Source organism: Halodurantibacterium flavum (genome assembly GCF_042681825.1).
In the GTDB taxonomy this organism is placed as follows: Bacteria; Pseudomonadota; Alphaproteobacteria; order Rhodobacterales; family Rhodobacteraceae; genus Halodurantibacterium; species Halodurantibacterium flavum.
On sequence record NZ_JBHUGH010000009.1, the window covers coordinates 112,102 to 126,915 of the forward strand.

A 14,814-nucleotide genomic window follows, 5' to 3' on the forward strand; every position below is an offset into this window, starting at 1 on the left:
CGCCTTGCGGCGACCGGGTGTGGGAAAACCTGACGGCATCTTCGGGATGTCCCCGCGCGCGGTGGCTTGACACCTGACGCCGCCCCGGCCAAGCCTGCGCCGATGTTTGATGTTCGCCCCGTCGGATATGTCATCGGCCTGCTTGTCGCGGTTCTCGGGGCGGCGATGCTGTTGCCCATGCTTGCCGATCTGGCGCGGGGCGATCCGCATTGGCTGGTCTTCCTCGAATGTGCGATCATCACCGGCCTTTCGGGGGGGCTCATCGCGCTTGCCTGTTCGAACAGCCTCGGGCGCGGATTGACCATCCAACAGTCCTTTCTTCTGACGACCGGGGTCTGGGTGGCGCTGCCGGCCTTCGGGGCGCTTCCGTTCATGCTGGGGGTGCCGGGGGCGAGTTTCACCGATGCGGTCTTCGAGGCCATGTCGGGCATGACGACGACCGGCGCGACCGTGTTCGTGGGGCTGGACGACATGCCGGCCGGCACGCTCTTGTGGCGGGGGCTCTTGCAATGGCTCGGCGGGCTCGGGATCGTGATCGTCGCGCTGATCTTCCTGCCGGTGATGAAGGTCGGGGGGATGCAGTATTTCCGGTCCGAGGGGTTCGACACGCTGGGCAAGATCCTGCCGCGCGCGCTCGATATCTCTTCCGCGCTGATCCAAGTCTATGTCGCGCTGACGCTGGCCTGCATGGTCGTCTATGTCATGGTCGGGATGAGCACGTTCGACGCCCTTGTCCACGCGCTGACCACCATCGCCACGGGCGGGTTTTCCACCTACGACGCCTCATTCGGGCGGTTCATCGGCCCGGCGGAATACGCGTCTTCGGTGTTCATGATCCTCGCGACGCTGCCCTTCATCCGCTATGTGCAGGTGCTGAACGGGACGGCCATGCCGCTCTTTCGCGACCTTCAGGTCCGGGCCTATCTGCGCTGGATCGGCTATGCGATCGGCGTCACGGTGATCTACCGCATCGCGGTCGAGGATGTGGGCCTCGCCGAGGCGCTGCGGGAATCGACCTTCAACATCATCAGCATCTTTTCCGGCACCGGCTACGGCAGCACCGATGTGACGCAATGGGGCGCCTTCCCCTTTGTCGTCCTGATCGTGGTGGGGATGATCGGCGGCTGCACATCCTCCACCGGCTGTTCGGTCAAGGTCTTCCGCTATCTCGTGCTGATCGAGGGGATACGCGCCCAGCTTCGCCGCATCCAGAGCCCGAACCGCGTGATCCCCGTGCGGCTGGGCGGCCAAGCCGTGGGCGAGGATGTGGTGAACTCGGTCATCGTGCTCTTCACCTGCTTCATCCTGACCTTCGGGCTGACGGCGGTGGGCCTTTCGATGACCGGCCTGCCGACGCTGCCCGCGATCACCGCCGCCTGGACGGCGGTGTTCAACATCGGTCCTGTGTTCGGCGCGGGCGTCGGCCCCACCGGGGCGATGGACGCCTTTCCGACGGCGGCGAAATGGCTGATGATCTTTGCCATGCTGCTCGGCCGGTTGGAGCTTCTGACCGTGTTCGTCCTCTTTCTGCCCCGCTTCTGGCGCGGCTAGTTCCAGCAGGACACCAGCGGCGTGATGCGCCCCGCCAGTGCGGCCAGATCGGCGGGGTCGAGCGTGCTGTGCCGCTCGCTCTCGGCAATCGGGATGCCCGCCGCGCGCAGGCGTTCCGCCAATGCCGCCGCAGGCAGTGCATAGGCGACCTCTTGGGGCAAAAGGCGGGCATCCGTTCCCGCGGGCAGGACCATGCCCAGCACGGCGCCGCTTTCATCCAGCACCGGCCCACCCTCGTCGCCTTCGGCAAGTTGCAGCGTCAGGCGGGCGCGGCGGTCGTTTTCCAGCGCCGCAAGCCGCCCGAAGCTCAGCGCCGGCCGGCTCATCACCTCGCCGAAGGAATAGCCGGCTGCCGCCAGTTCGACCTGCGGCGCGGGGGGACGGGTGCGGAACTCGGCCGAGCCCTGCGGCGCCAGCGCCTGATCCGGGCGCAGCACGGCGAGCCCCAGCGCCGCGTCCTCCAGCGTCACCGTCGCGGCGTGGCTGTGGTCGATTGTGACGCGCCCGCAGCCCGCCACCACCGCAAGGCTGGTCGCGACATCGCCCCGGCTGTTGAGGTAGATCCCGCTTGCGCTGCGCCGGGGCGCGATGTCGCCGGTGTCGGGCAAAAGCGTGCCGGGTGTTTCCGTTGTCGTTTCTTCGCCGGGTCCGGCGCCGGGTGGATCGGGCAGCGCAGTCTCTTCCCCCGGCGTCGGCAGAACGGTGATCTGCAAGGCCTCCGGTTCCGCTATCGGTTCGGGCGGGAGGGTCGCCAGAAGCTCTGCGCGCTGCTGGCTGGTCAGGACGCCCGTCGGCTCATGGCCCTGCGCGGCTTGCCACCCGGCCATCGCGCTGCGCGTGCCGGGACCAAAGGCCGCATCCACCGCCCCGCCATAGAAGCCCTGCGCCTGCAGCGCCTCTTGCAGCCGCGCCCGCGCATCCCTGTCCAGCCTGCCTTCCGAGGCAAGCGCCTCGCCGACGGTCTCGCTGTCCGTCGCGGGGGGTGGCTCGGTCCCGTCGGGAAAGACCTCCACCACCGGCAGGTCGCGGGTCAGGGGCTCGGCAGGGGCTGCGCCCGGGCGGGCCGCGGCGAGCGGCCAGTAGCGCTGGCCAAAGCCGCGCCCGTCCACGATGTAGCTGTCCGGAGGCACCCGGTTGCCCTGCAACAGCGTCTGCAACTGCGCCTCGGCCTCGGGGCGGGAAAAGGGGCCAAGCGCGATCGCATACCAGCCCGAAGGCAGGCGGAACCCGTTCACCCGGTCCAGACGGGCCGCCCAGGCCCGTGCCTGTGCCTCGGCCTCGCGCAGCGTGGGCCGGGCCTCGATCTGCACCCAGGCCTGGTCCTGCGCGTCGGCGGGCCGCCCGGATGTCGCAAGGCTGACCACCGCCACCATCAGCGCCACGCATAGCCGTTTGAACACCGCCCCACCTCCGTCGTTCCGATTCACCGGCGACACTAGCGGAACCGGGCCGCATGTGCAGCCCCCCCGGGGGGGCGCAGGCGCCCCCCCCCTTGCCGTCTTGACCGTGCGCGCAGGCGCCCCTGCCGCATTGACCCTGCGCGCAGCCTTGCCTATTGAACGCATGCTTTCCGGAACGAGGCACCGATGACCCAATCCCCCACGACCCCACGCAGCTTTCAGGAAATAATCCTGCGGCTTCAGTCCTACTGGGCGTCCCGGGGCTGCGCCGTGTTGCAGCCCTATGACATGGAGGTGGGTGCGGGCACGTTCCACCCGGCGACGACGCTGCGCGCGCTCGGCAGCCGCGCCTGGGCGGCGGCCTATGTCCAGCCCTCGCGGCGTCCGACGGACGGGCGCTATGGGGAAAACCCCAATCGGCTGCAGCATTACTATCAGTATCAGGTGCTGATCAAACCGTCGCCCCCCGACCTGCAGGAGCTTTACCTGGGCAGCCTGCGCGCCATCGGGATCGACGACAGCCTGCATGACATCCGCTTTGTCGAGGATGACTGGGAAAGCCCGACGCTCGGCGCCTGGGGTCTTGGGTGGGAGGTCTGGTGCGACGGGATGGAGGTGAGCCAGTTCACCTATTTCCAGCAGGTCGGCGGCCATGACTGCCGCCCCGTCTCGGGTGAACTGACCTATGGTCTGGAACGGCTGGCGATGTATGTGCTGGGCGTGGATCATGTGATGGACATGCCCTTCAACGACCCGCAATCGCCGATCCCGCTGAGCTATGGCGATGTCTTCCGCCAGACGGAGCAGGAATACAGCCGCTGGAATTTCGACGTGGCCGATACCGACATGCTGTTCCAGCATTTCCGCGATGCCGAGGCGGAATGCGACCGCATCCTGTCCACACCCCTGACCGACAAGGCCGGGCGCGCGATCATCATGGCGCATCCCGCCTATGACCAGTGCATCAAGGCAAGCCACCTGTTCAACCTGCTCGACGCGCGGGGCGTGATTTCCGTGACGGAACGGCAGGCCTATATCGGCCGGGTGCGGGCGCTGGCGAAACGCTGCGCCGATGCCTTTGTCCAGACCGAGGCAGGCGGCGCACAGCCGGATGAGGCGCAGGCCGGGGACGCGGCATGAACGGGCGCATCCTTGGCGTTGCGGTCCTCGGGGCGGCGCTTCTGGGCGGGGGCCTCATGTATTACATGCAGGTCTATGCGTTCTACCGCCCCGTGACCGAGGAAGAGGCCGCGATCGCCCTTGTCCCCGCGGGTGAGGAGACGCCCGTGCCGGTTCCCGTCCTCGATTTCGACGGGATCGACGCGAACAGCTCGCCCCTGCGGTTCCGTGCCTGTTTCAGCATCACGCCGGAAACCCGCGCGCTCGACTTTGCGCCCTACCCGCAGGCCGAGCCGCTGAATGCGCCGAACTGGTTTTCCTGCTTCGATGCAGCCGAACTCGGCGCCGATCTGGTGGCGGGGCGGGCCGAGGCCTGGCTTTCCGTGCCCGAGATCGCCCCCGGCGTGGACCGTGTGGTGGCCGTCTATTCCGATGGCCGGGCTTTTGCCTGGCATCAGCTCAACGATAGTCTGAGGGACTGACCGATGCCCGATCTTCTCATCGAACTCTTCTCCGAAGAGATCCCGGCGCGGATGCAGGCCCGGGCGGCCGAGGACCTGAGGCGCCTTGTCACCGACGGGCTGGTCGAGGCCGGGCTGACCTATGCGGGTGCGGCGGCCTTTGCCACGCCCCGGCGTCTGGCACTGACCGTGCAGGGCCTGACCGCCGAAAGCCCCACCACGCGCGAGGAACGCAAAGGCCCCCGCGCCGACGCGCCCGAACAGGCGATCGAGGGGTTCTGCCGCTCGACCGGGCTTGCGCGCGACCAGCTGGAACTGCGCGACGCGGGCAAGGCGCAGGTCTATTTCGCGGTGCTGACCCGCCCGGGCCGCAAGGCCGCCGGGATCGTGGCGGAGGTGCTCGAGCACGCGATCCGCAATTTTCCCTGGCCCAAATCCATGCGCTGGGGCAGCGGCAGCCTGCGCTGGGTGCGCCCGCTGCACTCGATTCTCTGCATCCTGACGGATGAAGCAGGGGCCGAGATCGTCCCGCTGGAGATCGACGGCATCAGGGCCGGCAACACCACCCAGGGCCACCGCTTCATGGCGCCGGCCGTCTTTGCGGTGACGGGGTTCGACGATTATCAGGCGAAACTGAAGCGCGCGCATGTGCTCCTTGACGCCGCCGAACGCCAGGACACGATCCGGGCCGAGGCCACGAACATGGCCTTTGCCCAAGGCTTGGAGATCGTCGAGGATAACGGCCTGCTGGCCGAGGTCGCGGGGCTTGTGGAATGGCCGGTCGTCCTGATGGGGCGGATTGGCGAGGAGTTTCTGGAACTCCCGCCCGAGGTGCTGCGGACCTCGATGAAAGAGCATCAGAAGTTCTTTTCGGTCCGCAATCCGAAAACCGGGCGGATCGAGCGTTTCGTGACCGTGGCAAACCGCACCACCGCCGATCACGGCGAAACGATCCTGCGCGGCAACCAGAAGGTGCTGTCGGCGCGGCTGTCGGATGCGCGGTTCTTCTGGGAAAACGACCTTCGCATTGCGAAGGAAGGCATGGGCGTGTGGCTGGAGGGGCTGAAATCGGTGACCTTCCACAACAAGCTTGGCTCGCAGCACGCGCGGATCGAACGGATCGCGGCGCTGGCGCGGGTGCTTGCCCCGCAGGTGGGCGCGGATACCGGTCTGGCGGAACAGGCAGCGCGCGTCGCCAAGGCCGACCTCCGGTCCGGCATGGTGGGCGAGTTTCCGGAGCTTCAGGGCGTCATGGGCGGCTATTACGCCCGCGCCGCCGGCCTGCCCGATGCGGTGGCCGCGGCCTGCGCCGCGCATTATTCCCCGCTGGGCCCCTCCGATGACGTGCCGTCGGACCCCGTTTCAGTTGCGGTGGCGCTGGCCGACAAGCTCGATACGCTGGCAGGTTTCTGGGCCATCGACGAAAAACCGACCGGGTCCAAGGACCCCTACGCCCTGCGCCGCGCCGCGCTCGGCGTGATCCGGCTGGTGCTGGCCAACGGTCTGCGGCTGCGGTTGTCGCCGCTCATAGCCGAGGCGGCAGCGCCTTGCCTTCAGGCGGCAGGCGGCGGTGATGCGACAGGTGCCGAGGGCGACCTCCTCGCCTTCTTCCACGACCGGCTCAAGGTGTTCCTGCGCGATCAGGGCATCCGGCATGACGTGATCGACGCCTGTCTTGCGATGCCGGGCAGTGATGACCTGACGCTTCTGGTGCGGCGGGCCGAGGCGCTGGCGGCCTTTCTCAAGACCGATGACGGCGAGAACCTGCTGCAGGGGTTCCGGCGCGCGAACAACATCCTCACCCAGGCCGAGGAACGGGATGGGGTGGAATATTCATTCGGCCCCGATCCCCGTCTGGCCGATGGCCCCGAGGAAACGGCGCTTTTCGCCGCGCTCGACCGCGCCGAAGGGGCGATTGCCCCCGCGCTTGCCGCTGAGGATTTCGCCGCCGCGATGGGGGCCATGGCGGCGTTGCGCCGGCCCATCGACGCCTTTTTCGAGGCGGTGCAGGTCAACAGCGACAACGCCATCGTGCGGCGGAACCGGCTGAACCTCTTGCATCGCATCCGGGCGATCTGTGGCGGCGTGGCCGATCTGACAAAGGTGGCCGGTGCGTAACGCATAGCGTGGCGTAACGCTTGTGCGGGGGCGGAAACGCCCTATTGTGCATGGGTGGCCGCCCGTTGCCGCAGCGCAGAAACAGTGCAGAACCCCGTGCAGACATCGCCAGCGCCGCCCGATTTTCAGGAGATCACGCCGACCGCCCCGATTGCGGCCGCAACCCATGGTTGGCGCGCGAAATGTCTGCAACGCCTGATCCGGCTCGGCCTGCCGGTGCCGCGCACCGTCGCGCTTTCCTCCGATGCCGTGCGTGCCATCGCTGCGGGCCGGGCGCCCGACACGGCCGCGCTCTGGTCCGGGCTGGGTGAGGTTCTGGTCTCGGTCCGTCCCAGCGCCCGGAACCCCGACTGGGGCGGGCCGGGCACGATGCTCAACATCGGGATGAACGACCGGCAACATGCGGTCCTTTGCGCCCGGCACGGGGCGGCCAGGGCCGATGTGCTCTATCTCCGCTTTGTGCAGTCCTACGCGATCCATGTGGCGCGGCTCGACCCCGATCTCTTTGCCGGGCTCGCCGCCGAAAGCGCCGACACGACCCCGGGCGAGAGCATTGAGACGGCGCTGCGCCTTTACGAACAGGAGACCGACGAACCCTTTCCGCAGGACCCGGCGCGGCAACTGGCCGAGGTGCTGCGTTCGATGGCCCGCGCGTGGGAGGGGACGTCGGCCCGGCTCTTGCGGCAGGCCAAGGGCGCGCCGGCGGATGCGGGGCTGGGCCTTGTGGTGCAACGCATGGCGCTGGGGATCGGGCAGGGCGAATGCGGGACCGGTGCGATCCAGTTCGTCGATGGCACGACCGGGCGCCCGCAGATCACCGGGCGTTATCGCCGGCAGGCGCAGCGGCCCCATCCCCATGACGAAGGCAGCACGGCCGAGGAGCTTTTCCTCACCCATGATCCGCGCGGCCCCTCGCTCCAGGATCTCTGCCCCGAGGTCTATGCCGATCTCTGCGCCCATGGCGAGATCTGCCGCGCCCGGCTGCGCGAAGAGATGCAGATCGAGTTCACGCTGGAGGACGGGCGGCTTGCCGTTCTGGATGCGGTGCGGGTCGGTCGCAGTTCCCGCGCCGCCGTCGCGATCGCGGTGTCCCTTGCCCGGGACGGCATCATCCCGCGTGAAGAGGCGATCCGCCGGGTCGAGCCCCGCGCCCTGTCGGAGCTTTTGCACCGGCAGGTCGATCCGCGCGGCCCACGCGACGTCTTTGCCCGGGGCATCGCCGCCAGCCCCGGCGCCGCGCAGGGGCGCATCGTCTTCACCTCGGACGGGGCGCAGGCCAGCGCCGCGCGCGGCGAACCCTGCATCCTCGTGCGTCGCGAAACCGCGCCCGAGGATATCCGCGGGATGCATGCGGCGGCAGGTGTGCTGACCGAACGGGGCGGCACCACAAGCCACGCGGCGGTGATCGCGCGCGGGCTGGGCCTGCCTTGCGTCGTCGGCGCCTCCGACCTGCGCATCAACCTGCGCGACCGCACTCTTGCCACCCGCGACGGGCGTGTCTTTGCCGAGGGTGAGGTGATCACCGTCGACGGCACGCGGGGCGAGGCGCTGGCCGGTGAGGTCGCGATGCTCGAACCCGCGCCCGACGACGCGTTCCGCACGCTTCTGGACTGGGCCGACACGATCCGCGACATCGGCATCCGCGCGAACGCGGACACCCCCCAGGACGCCCGCATCGCCCGCGATTTCCACGCCGAGGGCATCGGCCTCTGCCGCACGGAACACATGTTCTTCGAGGGCGACCGCCTGACCGTGATGCGAGAGATGATCTTTGCCGACAGCCCCGAGGAACGGGCGGCGGCGCTGGAACGGCTCTTGCCGATGCAGCGGGCCGATTTCCTGCATCTCTTTGAAATCATGCACGGGCTTCCGGTCTGCATCCGGCTCTTTGACCTGCCGCTGCATGAATTCCTGCCCCAGAGCCGCGACGGGCTGCTGGAGCTTGCCAAGGCGCTGGACCGCCCGCTGTCGGATGTGACCCGCCGGGCCGAGGCGCTGGCCGAGTTCAACCCGATGCTCGGGATGCGGGGCGTGCGGCTGGGGATCACCTTCCCCGAGATCTATGAAATGCAGGCCCGCGCGATCTTTGAGGCGGCGGTCGAAAGCGCCGCACGGGGACGCCCGGCGGTGCCGGAAATCATGATCCCGCTGGTTTCGGCGGTGCGCGAGGTCGAGCTTATCAAGACCCGGCTCGAATCCGTCGCGGCGGCGGTGCGGAACAGCTCGGGCCAGCCGCTGACCTTCCGGTTGGGGGTGATGGTCGAGACGCCGCGCGCAGCACTCCGCGCCGGCGAGATCGCGACCCATGTGGCCTTTCTGTCCTTCGGCACGAACGACCTGACGCAGATGACCTATGGCCTCTCGCGCGACGACGCGGGCCGCTTCATGGGCGCCTATGTGCAGGCCGGTGTCTACCCCGAGGACCCGTTTCACACGCTCGACGTGGACGGGGTGGGTGAGTTGCTCCTGACCGGTGCCGCGCGTGCCCGCCGGACCCGCCCGGACCTGACGCTCGCGGTCTGCGGCGAGCATGGCGGGAACGCCGAATCAATCGCGTTCTGCCGCATGGCGGGCTTTGATTATGTGTCCTGTTCGCCCTTCCGGGTGCCGGTCGCGCGGCTTGCCGCGGCGCATCTGGCGCTCGCGATGCGTGAAAAGGTTAACAACGGGTAAATAACCGGAATACATCGGGAATCGCCCTTGGATTGTGCGGCGACCGGTGCCAAAGCCTCTTCTTTTACGGCGCATTTTTGCCGAGAGATGTTGCAAAAACGTCACTCGGGTGGACCCTCCGGGCGGTTTGAGCTATGCCCCCGCTCGAAACTTGCCCCGGCGGCGCCTCATGCAGTCGCCGGGTGGAACGAGGAACAACACCGGGAAACGGAAAAAATGCGATTGCTAGCGACAGGGGTTCAGGGCCTTCTGGGGCTCCTGATTCTGGCCGGCGCGGCCGCAGCCGAAGTGAATGCCAGCGAAACCGAAACAACTGAAACCGTGGCGATATCCGACGACCGGATCGCCGCGCTCTTTGGTCAGGAAAATGCCGCCATCGGCGCGATGGATCAGTCCCGCATCAGCCGGATGACCACCACGCCCGAGGCCGCGGCCGATCTTCAGGTCGTCGAGATCCGCTATGACGCCAACTGGGTCGCGGGTCTGCCTGCCCAGAACGGCAATGCCGAATGGGAATGTCTGGCCAAGGCGCTCTATTTCGAGGCGCGCGGCGAACCCATCCGCGGCCAGTTTGCGGTGGCCGAGGTCATTCTGAACCGCGTCGATGCGGTCGAATACCCGAACACCATCTGCGGCGTCGTCCATCAGGGCAATTCCCGCGCCTGCCAGTTCAGCTTTGTCTGCGACGGCAAGTCGGACGCGATCCGCGAGGCCGGTGCCTATCAGCAGGTCGGCAAGATCGCCGCGCTGATGATGGCGGGCGCGCCCCGCGCGCTGACCGATGGCGCGACGCATTTCCACACCAACGCCGTGCGCCCCCGCTGGGCGAGCCGCTTTCCGCGCACCACCACCATCGGCGCGCATCGGTTCTATCGCCAGCCGGTCCAGCTTGCCGCTGCAAGCCAGTGATCCCCGCAAGGCCGTGCCATCCCGTGCGGCCTTTCCCTCGGCCGGGTCTGTGTTAACCTCCTGCCGCCGTGACTTGCCCGCGGCAGCAGCCGAGATGCCAGACCCGAGGACCTGATGACCACCGACACCCGCCTTGCCTTCGCCCATCCCGAGGAACGTGCGGCGGCGATGGCGGGGCCCGACCCGCGCGACCGCATCTCGCTGCGCGATCATGTGGTCGAGGTCGAGATCGGCGCCTTTCAGCAGGAACGGGGCGCCCGCCAGCGGGTCCGCTTTGACATCGTGGTGGAGGTGCGCGCCCATGCCGCCCCGCTGGAAGATGACGTGGACCGCATCCTGTCCTATGACGTGCTGACCGAGGCGATCGCGGCCGAACTTGCCGCGGAACGGCTCAACCTGCTGGAAACCCTGGCGGAACGTGTGGCCGAACGGGTGCTGCGCGCGCCGCAGGCGATGCGTATTTTCCTCCGGATTGAAAAGCTTGACCGCGGGCCGGGCGATCTGGGCGTGGAAATCGTGCGCAGCCGGCGGGACGGTGCTGGGGGCGCGACAACCCCGCGCGCCGCTGTCCAGCCGATCGTGGTCCATCTCGACAATGCCGCCATCCGCGCGGCGGACCTTCCGGCGCGGATCGACCGCTGGACAGGGCAGGGGGCGCCGCTCGTGCTGACCGTGGGCCTGCCCGGCGAAGGGGTGCCGCAGGCCGGCGCCCCCGAACCGCAGCGGCGTATCGACCTGCTGGCCATCGCGCAGAACGCCTGGCTTTTGGCGGCGCGCGACCCGCGTTGCACTGTCGTCGAAACCCGGACCGAGATCGACTGGGCCATCGGCCACGGCCAGATCATCGTCTGGGCCCCCGCAAAGCTCGTCCTTGACGCGACGGACCGCCCCGGTCCGGACCCCGTCGCACTTGCGGAATGGCTGGCGGCGCTGATCGGCGCGCAGCGGCTGATCGTCTGCGGAACAGCCGAACCACCGGCGCAAAGCCGCGTCCCCGTCATGCGCGACCCCGGCTGAGGCTTGCCAAGCGCCGCGATTTTCCGCACATCCCACCGATGGACTATTTTCGCCCCCTGCCGCAGAACGGCGTCACACGGCCCCCTGAGGCGCTGCCCCTTGCCGGCGGCTGGCTCTGGTTCGACCGGGTCGAGGTCCTGCGCCGCGATGCACCCCCCGAAATCCGTCCCGCAACGGCGCTGCCGCCCGAGATCCGCGACCGGCTGACGGCACCGCGCGCGCCGGTTGCCGGGGTGGCGATGACGGCGCCCTCCCTCATGGGGATCGTCAATGTGACACCCGACAGCTTTTCCGACGGGGGACGTTACGCGCAGGCCGATGCCGCCATCGCCCATGGGCGCGCACTGGCGGCCGCCGGGGCCGCGATCCTCGATGTGGGCGGCGAAAGCACGCGGCCCGGCGCCGTCACGGTCCCGGGGCCCGAGGAAACCGCCCGCATCCGCCCGGTGATCGAGGGGCTGGCCCCGGTCGCCCCGGTCTCGGTCGATACGCGCAAGGCCACCGTGGCCCGCGCGGCGCTGGCGGCAGGCGCGCAGATCGTCAACGATGTCTCTGCCTTCACCCATGATCCGGCGCTGGCGGGCGTGACGGCCGATGCGGGCGTGCCGGTCTGCCTGATGCACACGCAGGGCGATCCGCAGACGATGCAGGACGACCCACGCTATGACGACGTGCTGCTTGATGTCTATGACTGGCTTGCCGAGCGCGTCGCAGTGGCCGAGGCGGCAGGCATCCCCCGCGCCCGCATCCTTGTCGATCCCGGCATCGGCTTCGGCAAGACCGAGGCGCATAACCTCACCCTTTTGCGGCGGCTGAGCCTGTTTCACGGCTTGGGCTGCCCGCTCCTTCTCGGCGTCTCGCGCAAGCGGTTCATCGGGCGGATCGGCGGCCCGATCCACGGTTCCGACCGGCCAGAGGCGCGGATGCCCGGATCGGTCGCCGTGGCCCTTGCCGGCGTGGCGCAGGGGGCGCAGGTTCTCAGGGTGCATGACGTGGCCGAGACGGCCCAGGCGCTGAAGCTCTGGCAGGCCGTGACGATGGTCGGGACGACGTCCGGGACGATGGAAGGAGAGATCGCATGACGCGCAAGCTGTTCGGAACCGATGGCGTGCGGGGGCAGGCCAACAGCTATCCCATGACCGCCGAAATCGCGCTGCGGCTCGGGGCGGCGGCGGGACGCTATTTCCGCAAGGACGGGCAAAGGCAGCACCGCGTCGTGATCGGCAAGGACACGCGGCTGTCCGGCTACATGCTCGAAACCGCCCTGACGGCGGGGCTGACCTCGACCGGCATGAACGTCCTGCTGCTGGGGCCCGTTCCGACGCCGGCGGTGGGTTTTCTGACCCGCTCGATGCGTGCCGATCTGGGCATCATGATCTCGGCCAGCCACAACCCGCATCAGGATAACGGCATCAAGTTCTTCGGCCCCGACGGCTTCAAGCTCTCGGACGAGGCCGAGGCCGAGATCGAGGCGATCCTCGAAGGCGAGATCCAGCCGGCGCAGCCCCAGAATATCGGCCGGGCCCGCCGGATCGATGACGGGCGCGGGCGCTACATGGAATATGCCAAGACCACCTTTCCGGGCCGCAAGCGGCTGACCGGCATCAAGGTGGTGGTGGATTGCGCGAACGGCGCCGCCTATCGCGCCGCGCCCGACGTGCTCTGGGAACTGGGGGCCGAGGTGATCCCCGTGGGCGTGGCCCCCAACGGCTACAACATCAATGACGGCTGCGGATCGACCGACACGCGGGCGGCGGCGGAAACCGTGGTCGCGCATGGGGCGGATATGGGGATTTGCCTCGACGGCGATGCGGACCGGGTGATGATCCTCGATGAACGCGGGCAGGTGGCGGATGGCGACCAGATCATGGGCCTTTTCGCGTCCCGCTGGGCCGCCGAAGGGCGCCTGCGGGGCGATACGCTGGTCGCCACCGTGATGTCGAACCTCGGGCTGGAACGGTTCCTGACCGGGCGCGGGTTGCGGCTGGAACGGACCGCCGTCGGCGACCGCTATGTCGTGGAGCGGATGCGCGAGGGCGGCTTCAACCTTGGCGGCGAACAGTCGGGCCATATCGTGATGACCGACTATGCCACGACCGGCGACGGGCTGATCGCGGGGCTGCAATTCCTGGCCGCGATGGCCGAAACCGGCGAACCCGCCAGCGCGCTGGTGCGGCAGTTCGACCCGGTGCCGCAGCTTCTGAAGAACGTGCGCTATGCGGCGGGGGCCAACCCGCTTGCCGCCACCCCCGTGCAGGCCCGCATCGCCGAGGCCGAGGCGCAGCTACGAGGCTGCGGCCGGCTCCTGATCCGCAAGTCGGGCACCGAACCCCTGATCCGCGTCATGGCGGAATGTGAGGATGCGGCGCTGCTGGCCGAGGTCGTCAACAGCATCGTGGCCGAGGTGGAACGGGCAGCCTAAAATGAAAAGGCGCCCCACGGGGCGCCTTTCGTCGATCATGGTCCCGGGTGTCAGTTCCGGGCCTTGTCGACCATCTTGCCGGCGGAGATCCACGGCATCATCGCGCGCAGCTTCTCGCCCACCTTCTCGATCTGGTGTTCGTCGTTGATGCGGCGGGTGGCCTTGAAGAAGGGCTGGCCAACAGCGTTTTCCTGCATGAAGTCACGCACGAACTTGCCGGTCTGGATGTCGGTCAGGACCGCCTTCATCCGCGCCTTGGTTTCCTCATAGGGCAGGATGCGCGGCCCGCTGACATATTCGCCGTATTCGGCGGTGTTCGAGATCGAGTAGTTCATGTTCGCGATGCCGCCTTCGTAGATCAGGTCCACGATCAGCTTCACCTCGTGCAGGCACTCGAAATAGGCCATCTCGGGCTCGTAACCGGCCTCGACCAGCGTCTCGAAGCCCATGCGGATCAGCTCGACCAGACCACCGCACAGCACGGCCTGTTCACCGAAGAGGTCGGTTTCGCATTCCTGGCGGAAGTTCGTCTCGATGATGCCCGAACGCCCGCCACCGATGGCCGAGCAGTAGGACAGGCCGATTTCCATCGCCTTGCCGGTCGCGTCCTGATGCACCGCGACGAGGCAGGGCACGCCGCCGCCCTTGGTGTATTCGCCGCGCACGGTGTGGCCGGGGCCCTTGGGGGCCATCATGATGACGTCGACGCCCTTTTTCGGCTCGATCAGGCCGAAATGCACGTTCAGGCCGTGGGCAAAGGCAATCGCCGCGCCTTCGCGCAGGTTGTCATGGACGTATTTCCTGTAGGTCTCGGCCTGAAGCTCGTCGGGCATCGTGAACATGATCAGGTCGCACCAGGCGGCAGCCTCGGCGATGCCCATCACCTGCAGGCCTTCACCTTGTGCCTTGGCGGCCGAGGGCGAACCTTCGCGCAGCGCGACGACGATGTTCTTGGCGCCCGAATCCCGCAGGTTCAGCGCATGGGCGTGACCCTGGCTGCCATAGCCCAGGATGGCGACCTTCTTGTCCTTGATCAGGTTGATATCGCAGTCGCGATCATAATAGACGCGCATTGGCGTTTCCTCCGGTTATTGTTGCGCCAGAATAGGGACGACGCCGCGACGCAGGTTGTAATTTTTCCTGA

11 protein-coding genes are annotated in these 14,814 nt (G+C 68.1%); 9 read left to right on the forward strand and 2 right to left on the reverse strand.

What is annotated here, in order from left to right:
* The first annotated feature begins 102 nt into the window (after window positions 1–102).
* Window positions 103–1,551, forward strand: coding sequence for a TrkH family potassium uptake protein (locus ACFSGJ_RS11190; protein ID WP_390261553.1), 1,449 nt, complete (start codon window positions 103–105; stop codon window positions 1,549–1,551).
* On the opposite strand, the gene ACFSGJ_RS11195 is transcribed toward ACFSGJ_RS11190, so the two are convergent.
* Window positions 1,548–2,951 carry a trypsin-like peptidase domain-containing protein gene (locus ACFSGJ_RS11195; protein ID WP_390261555.1) on the reverse strand — a complete coding sequence of 468 codons (1,404 nt, stop codon included), beginning with the start codon at window positions 2,949–2,951 and terminating at the stop codon, window positions 1,548–1,550. The two genes, ACFSGJ_RS11190 and ACFSGJ_RS11195, sit on opposite strands and share 4 nt — an antisense overlap.
* 186 nt (window positions 2,952–3,137) lie before the next feature.
* On the opposite strand from ACFSGJ_RS11195, the gene ACFSGJ_RS11200 reads away from it, so the two are divergent.
* The 8 genes from ACFSGJ_RS11200 to glmM all read left to right on the forward strand — a co-directional run bounded on the left by ACFSGJ_RS11200 (window position 3,138) and on the right by glmM (window position 13,670).
* Window positions 3,138–4,091, forward strand: coding sequence for a glycine--tRNA ligase subunit alpha (locus ACFSGJ_RS11200; RefSeq protein WP_390261557.1), 954 nt, complete (start codon window positions 3,138–3,140; stop codon window positions 4,089–4,091).
* Window positions 4,088–4,552, forward strand: a complete 465-nt coding sequence (locus tag ACFSGJ_RS11205; protein ID WP_390261559.1) for a DUF6446 family protein — start codon at window positions 4,088–4,090, stop codon at window positions 4,550–4,552. Before ACFSGJ_RS11200 ends, ACFSGJ_RS11205 begins: the two co-directional genes overlap by 4 nt.
* Before the next feature lie 3 nt (window positions 4,553–4,555).
* Window positions 4,556–6,649 carry a glycine--tRNA ligase subunit beta gene (glyS, locus tag ACFSGJ_RS11210; RefSeq protein WP_390261560.1) on the forward strand — a complete coding sequence of 698 codons (2,094 nt, stop codon included), beginning with the start codon at window positions 4,556–4,558 and terminating at the stop codon, window positions 6,647–6,649.
* A gap of 96 nt (window positions 6,650–6,745) precedes the next feature.
* Complete coding sequence (locus tag ACFSGJ_RS11215; RefSeq protein WP_390261562.1) at window positions 6,746–9,322, forward strand: putative PEP-binding protein; 2,577 nt, start codon at window positions 6,746–6,748, stop codon at window positions 9,320–9,322.
* Between the two features lie 216 nt (window positions 9,323–9,538).
* Window positions 9,539–10,231: a cell wall hydrolase gene (locus ACFSGJ_RS11220; protein ID WP_390261564.1), complete on the forward strand. Its 693-nt coding sequence runs from the start codon at window positions 9,539–9,541 to the stop codon at window positions 10,229–10,231.
* A gap of 114 nt (window positions 10,232–10,345) precedes the next feature.
* Complete coding sequence (locus tag ACFSGJ_RS11225) at window positions 10,346–11,248, forward strand: dihydroneopterin aldolase (RefSeq protein WP_390261565.1); 903 nt, start codon at window positions 10,346–10,348, stop codon at window positions 11,246–11,248.
* Window positions 11,249–11,286: 38 nt separating this feature from the next.
* Window positions 11,287–12,330 (forward strand): dihydropteroate synthase, encoded by a 1,044-nt coding sequence (gene folP / locus ACFSGJ_RS11230; RefSeq protein WP_390261567.1) that lies wholly within the window; start codon window positions 11,287–11,289, stop codon window positions 12,328–12,330.
* Entirely contained in the window at window positions 12,327–13,670 is a 1,344-nt protein-coding gene (gene glmM, locus ACFSGJ_RS11235; protein ID WP_390261569.1) for a phosphoglucosamine mutase, read from the forward strand. The genes folP and glmM overlap by 4 nt, the downstream gene beginning before the upstream one ends.
* 50 nt (window positions 13,671–13,720) lie before the next feature.
* Here the strand turns inward: glmM and ilvC are convergent, their stop codons facing one another.
* Window positions 13,721–14,743, reverse strand: coding sequence for a ketol-acid reductoisomerase (gene ilvC, locus ACFSGJ_RS11240; protein WP_377401243.1), 1,023 nt, complete (start codon window positions 14,741–14,743; stop codon window positions 13,721–13,723).
* Between the last annotated feature and the right edge of the window lie 71 nt (window positions 14,744–14,814).

Coding starts and splice junctions, on each gene's coding strand:
- ACFSGJ_RS11205 (WP_390261559.1), top strand. CDS start 4,088: ATGAACGGGCGCATCCTTGGCGTTGCGGTCCTCGGGGCGGCGCTTCTG.
- ACFSGJ_RS11190 (WP_390261553.1), top strand. CDS start 103: ATGTTTGATGTTCGCCCCGTCGGATATGTCATCGGCCTGCTTGTCGCG.
- ACFSGJ_RS11220 (WP_390261564.1), top strand. CDS start 9,539: ATGCGATTGCTAGCGACAGGGGTTCAGGGCCTTCTGGGGCTCCTGATT.
- ilvC (WP_377401243.1), bottom strand. CDS start 14,743: ATGCGCGTCTATTATGATCGCGACTGCGATATCAACCTGATCAAGGAC.
- folP (WP_390261567.1), top strand. CDS start 11,287: ATGGACTATTTTCGCCCCCTGCCGCAGAACGGCGTCACACGGCCCCCT.
- ACFSGJ_RS11200 (WP_390261557.1), top strand. CDS start 3,138: ATGACCCAATCCCCCACGACCCCACGCAGCTTTCAGGAAATAATCCTG.
- ACFSGJ_RS11225 (WP_390261565.1), top strand. CDS start 10,346: ATGACCACCGACACCCGCCTTGCCTTCGCCCATCCCGAGGAACGTGCG.
- glmM (WP_390261569.1), top strand. CDS start 12,327: ATGACGCGCAAGCTGTTCGGAACCGATGGCGTGCGGGGGCAGGCCAAC.
- glyS (WP_390261560.1), top strand. CDS start 4,556: ATGCCCGATCTTCTCATCGAACTCTTCTCCGAAGAGATCCCGGCGCGG.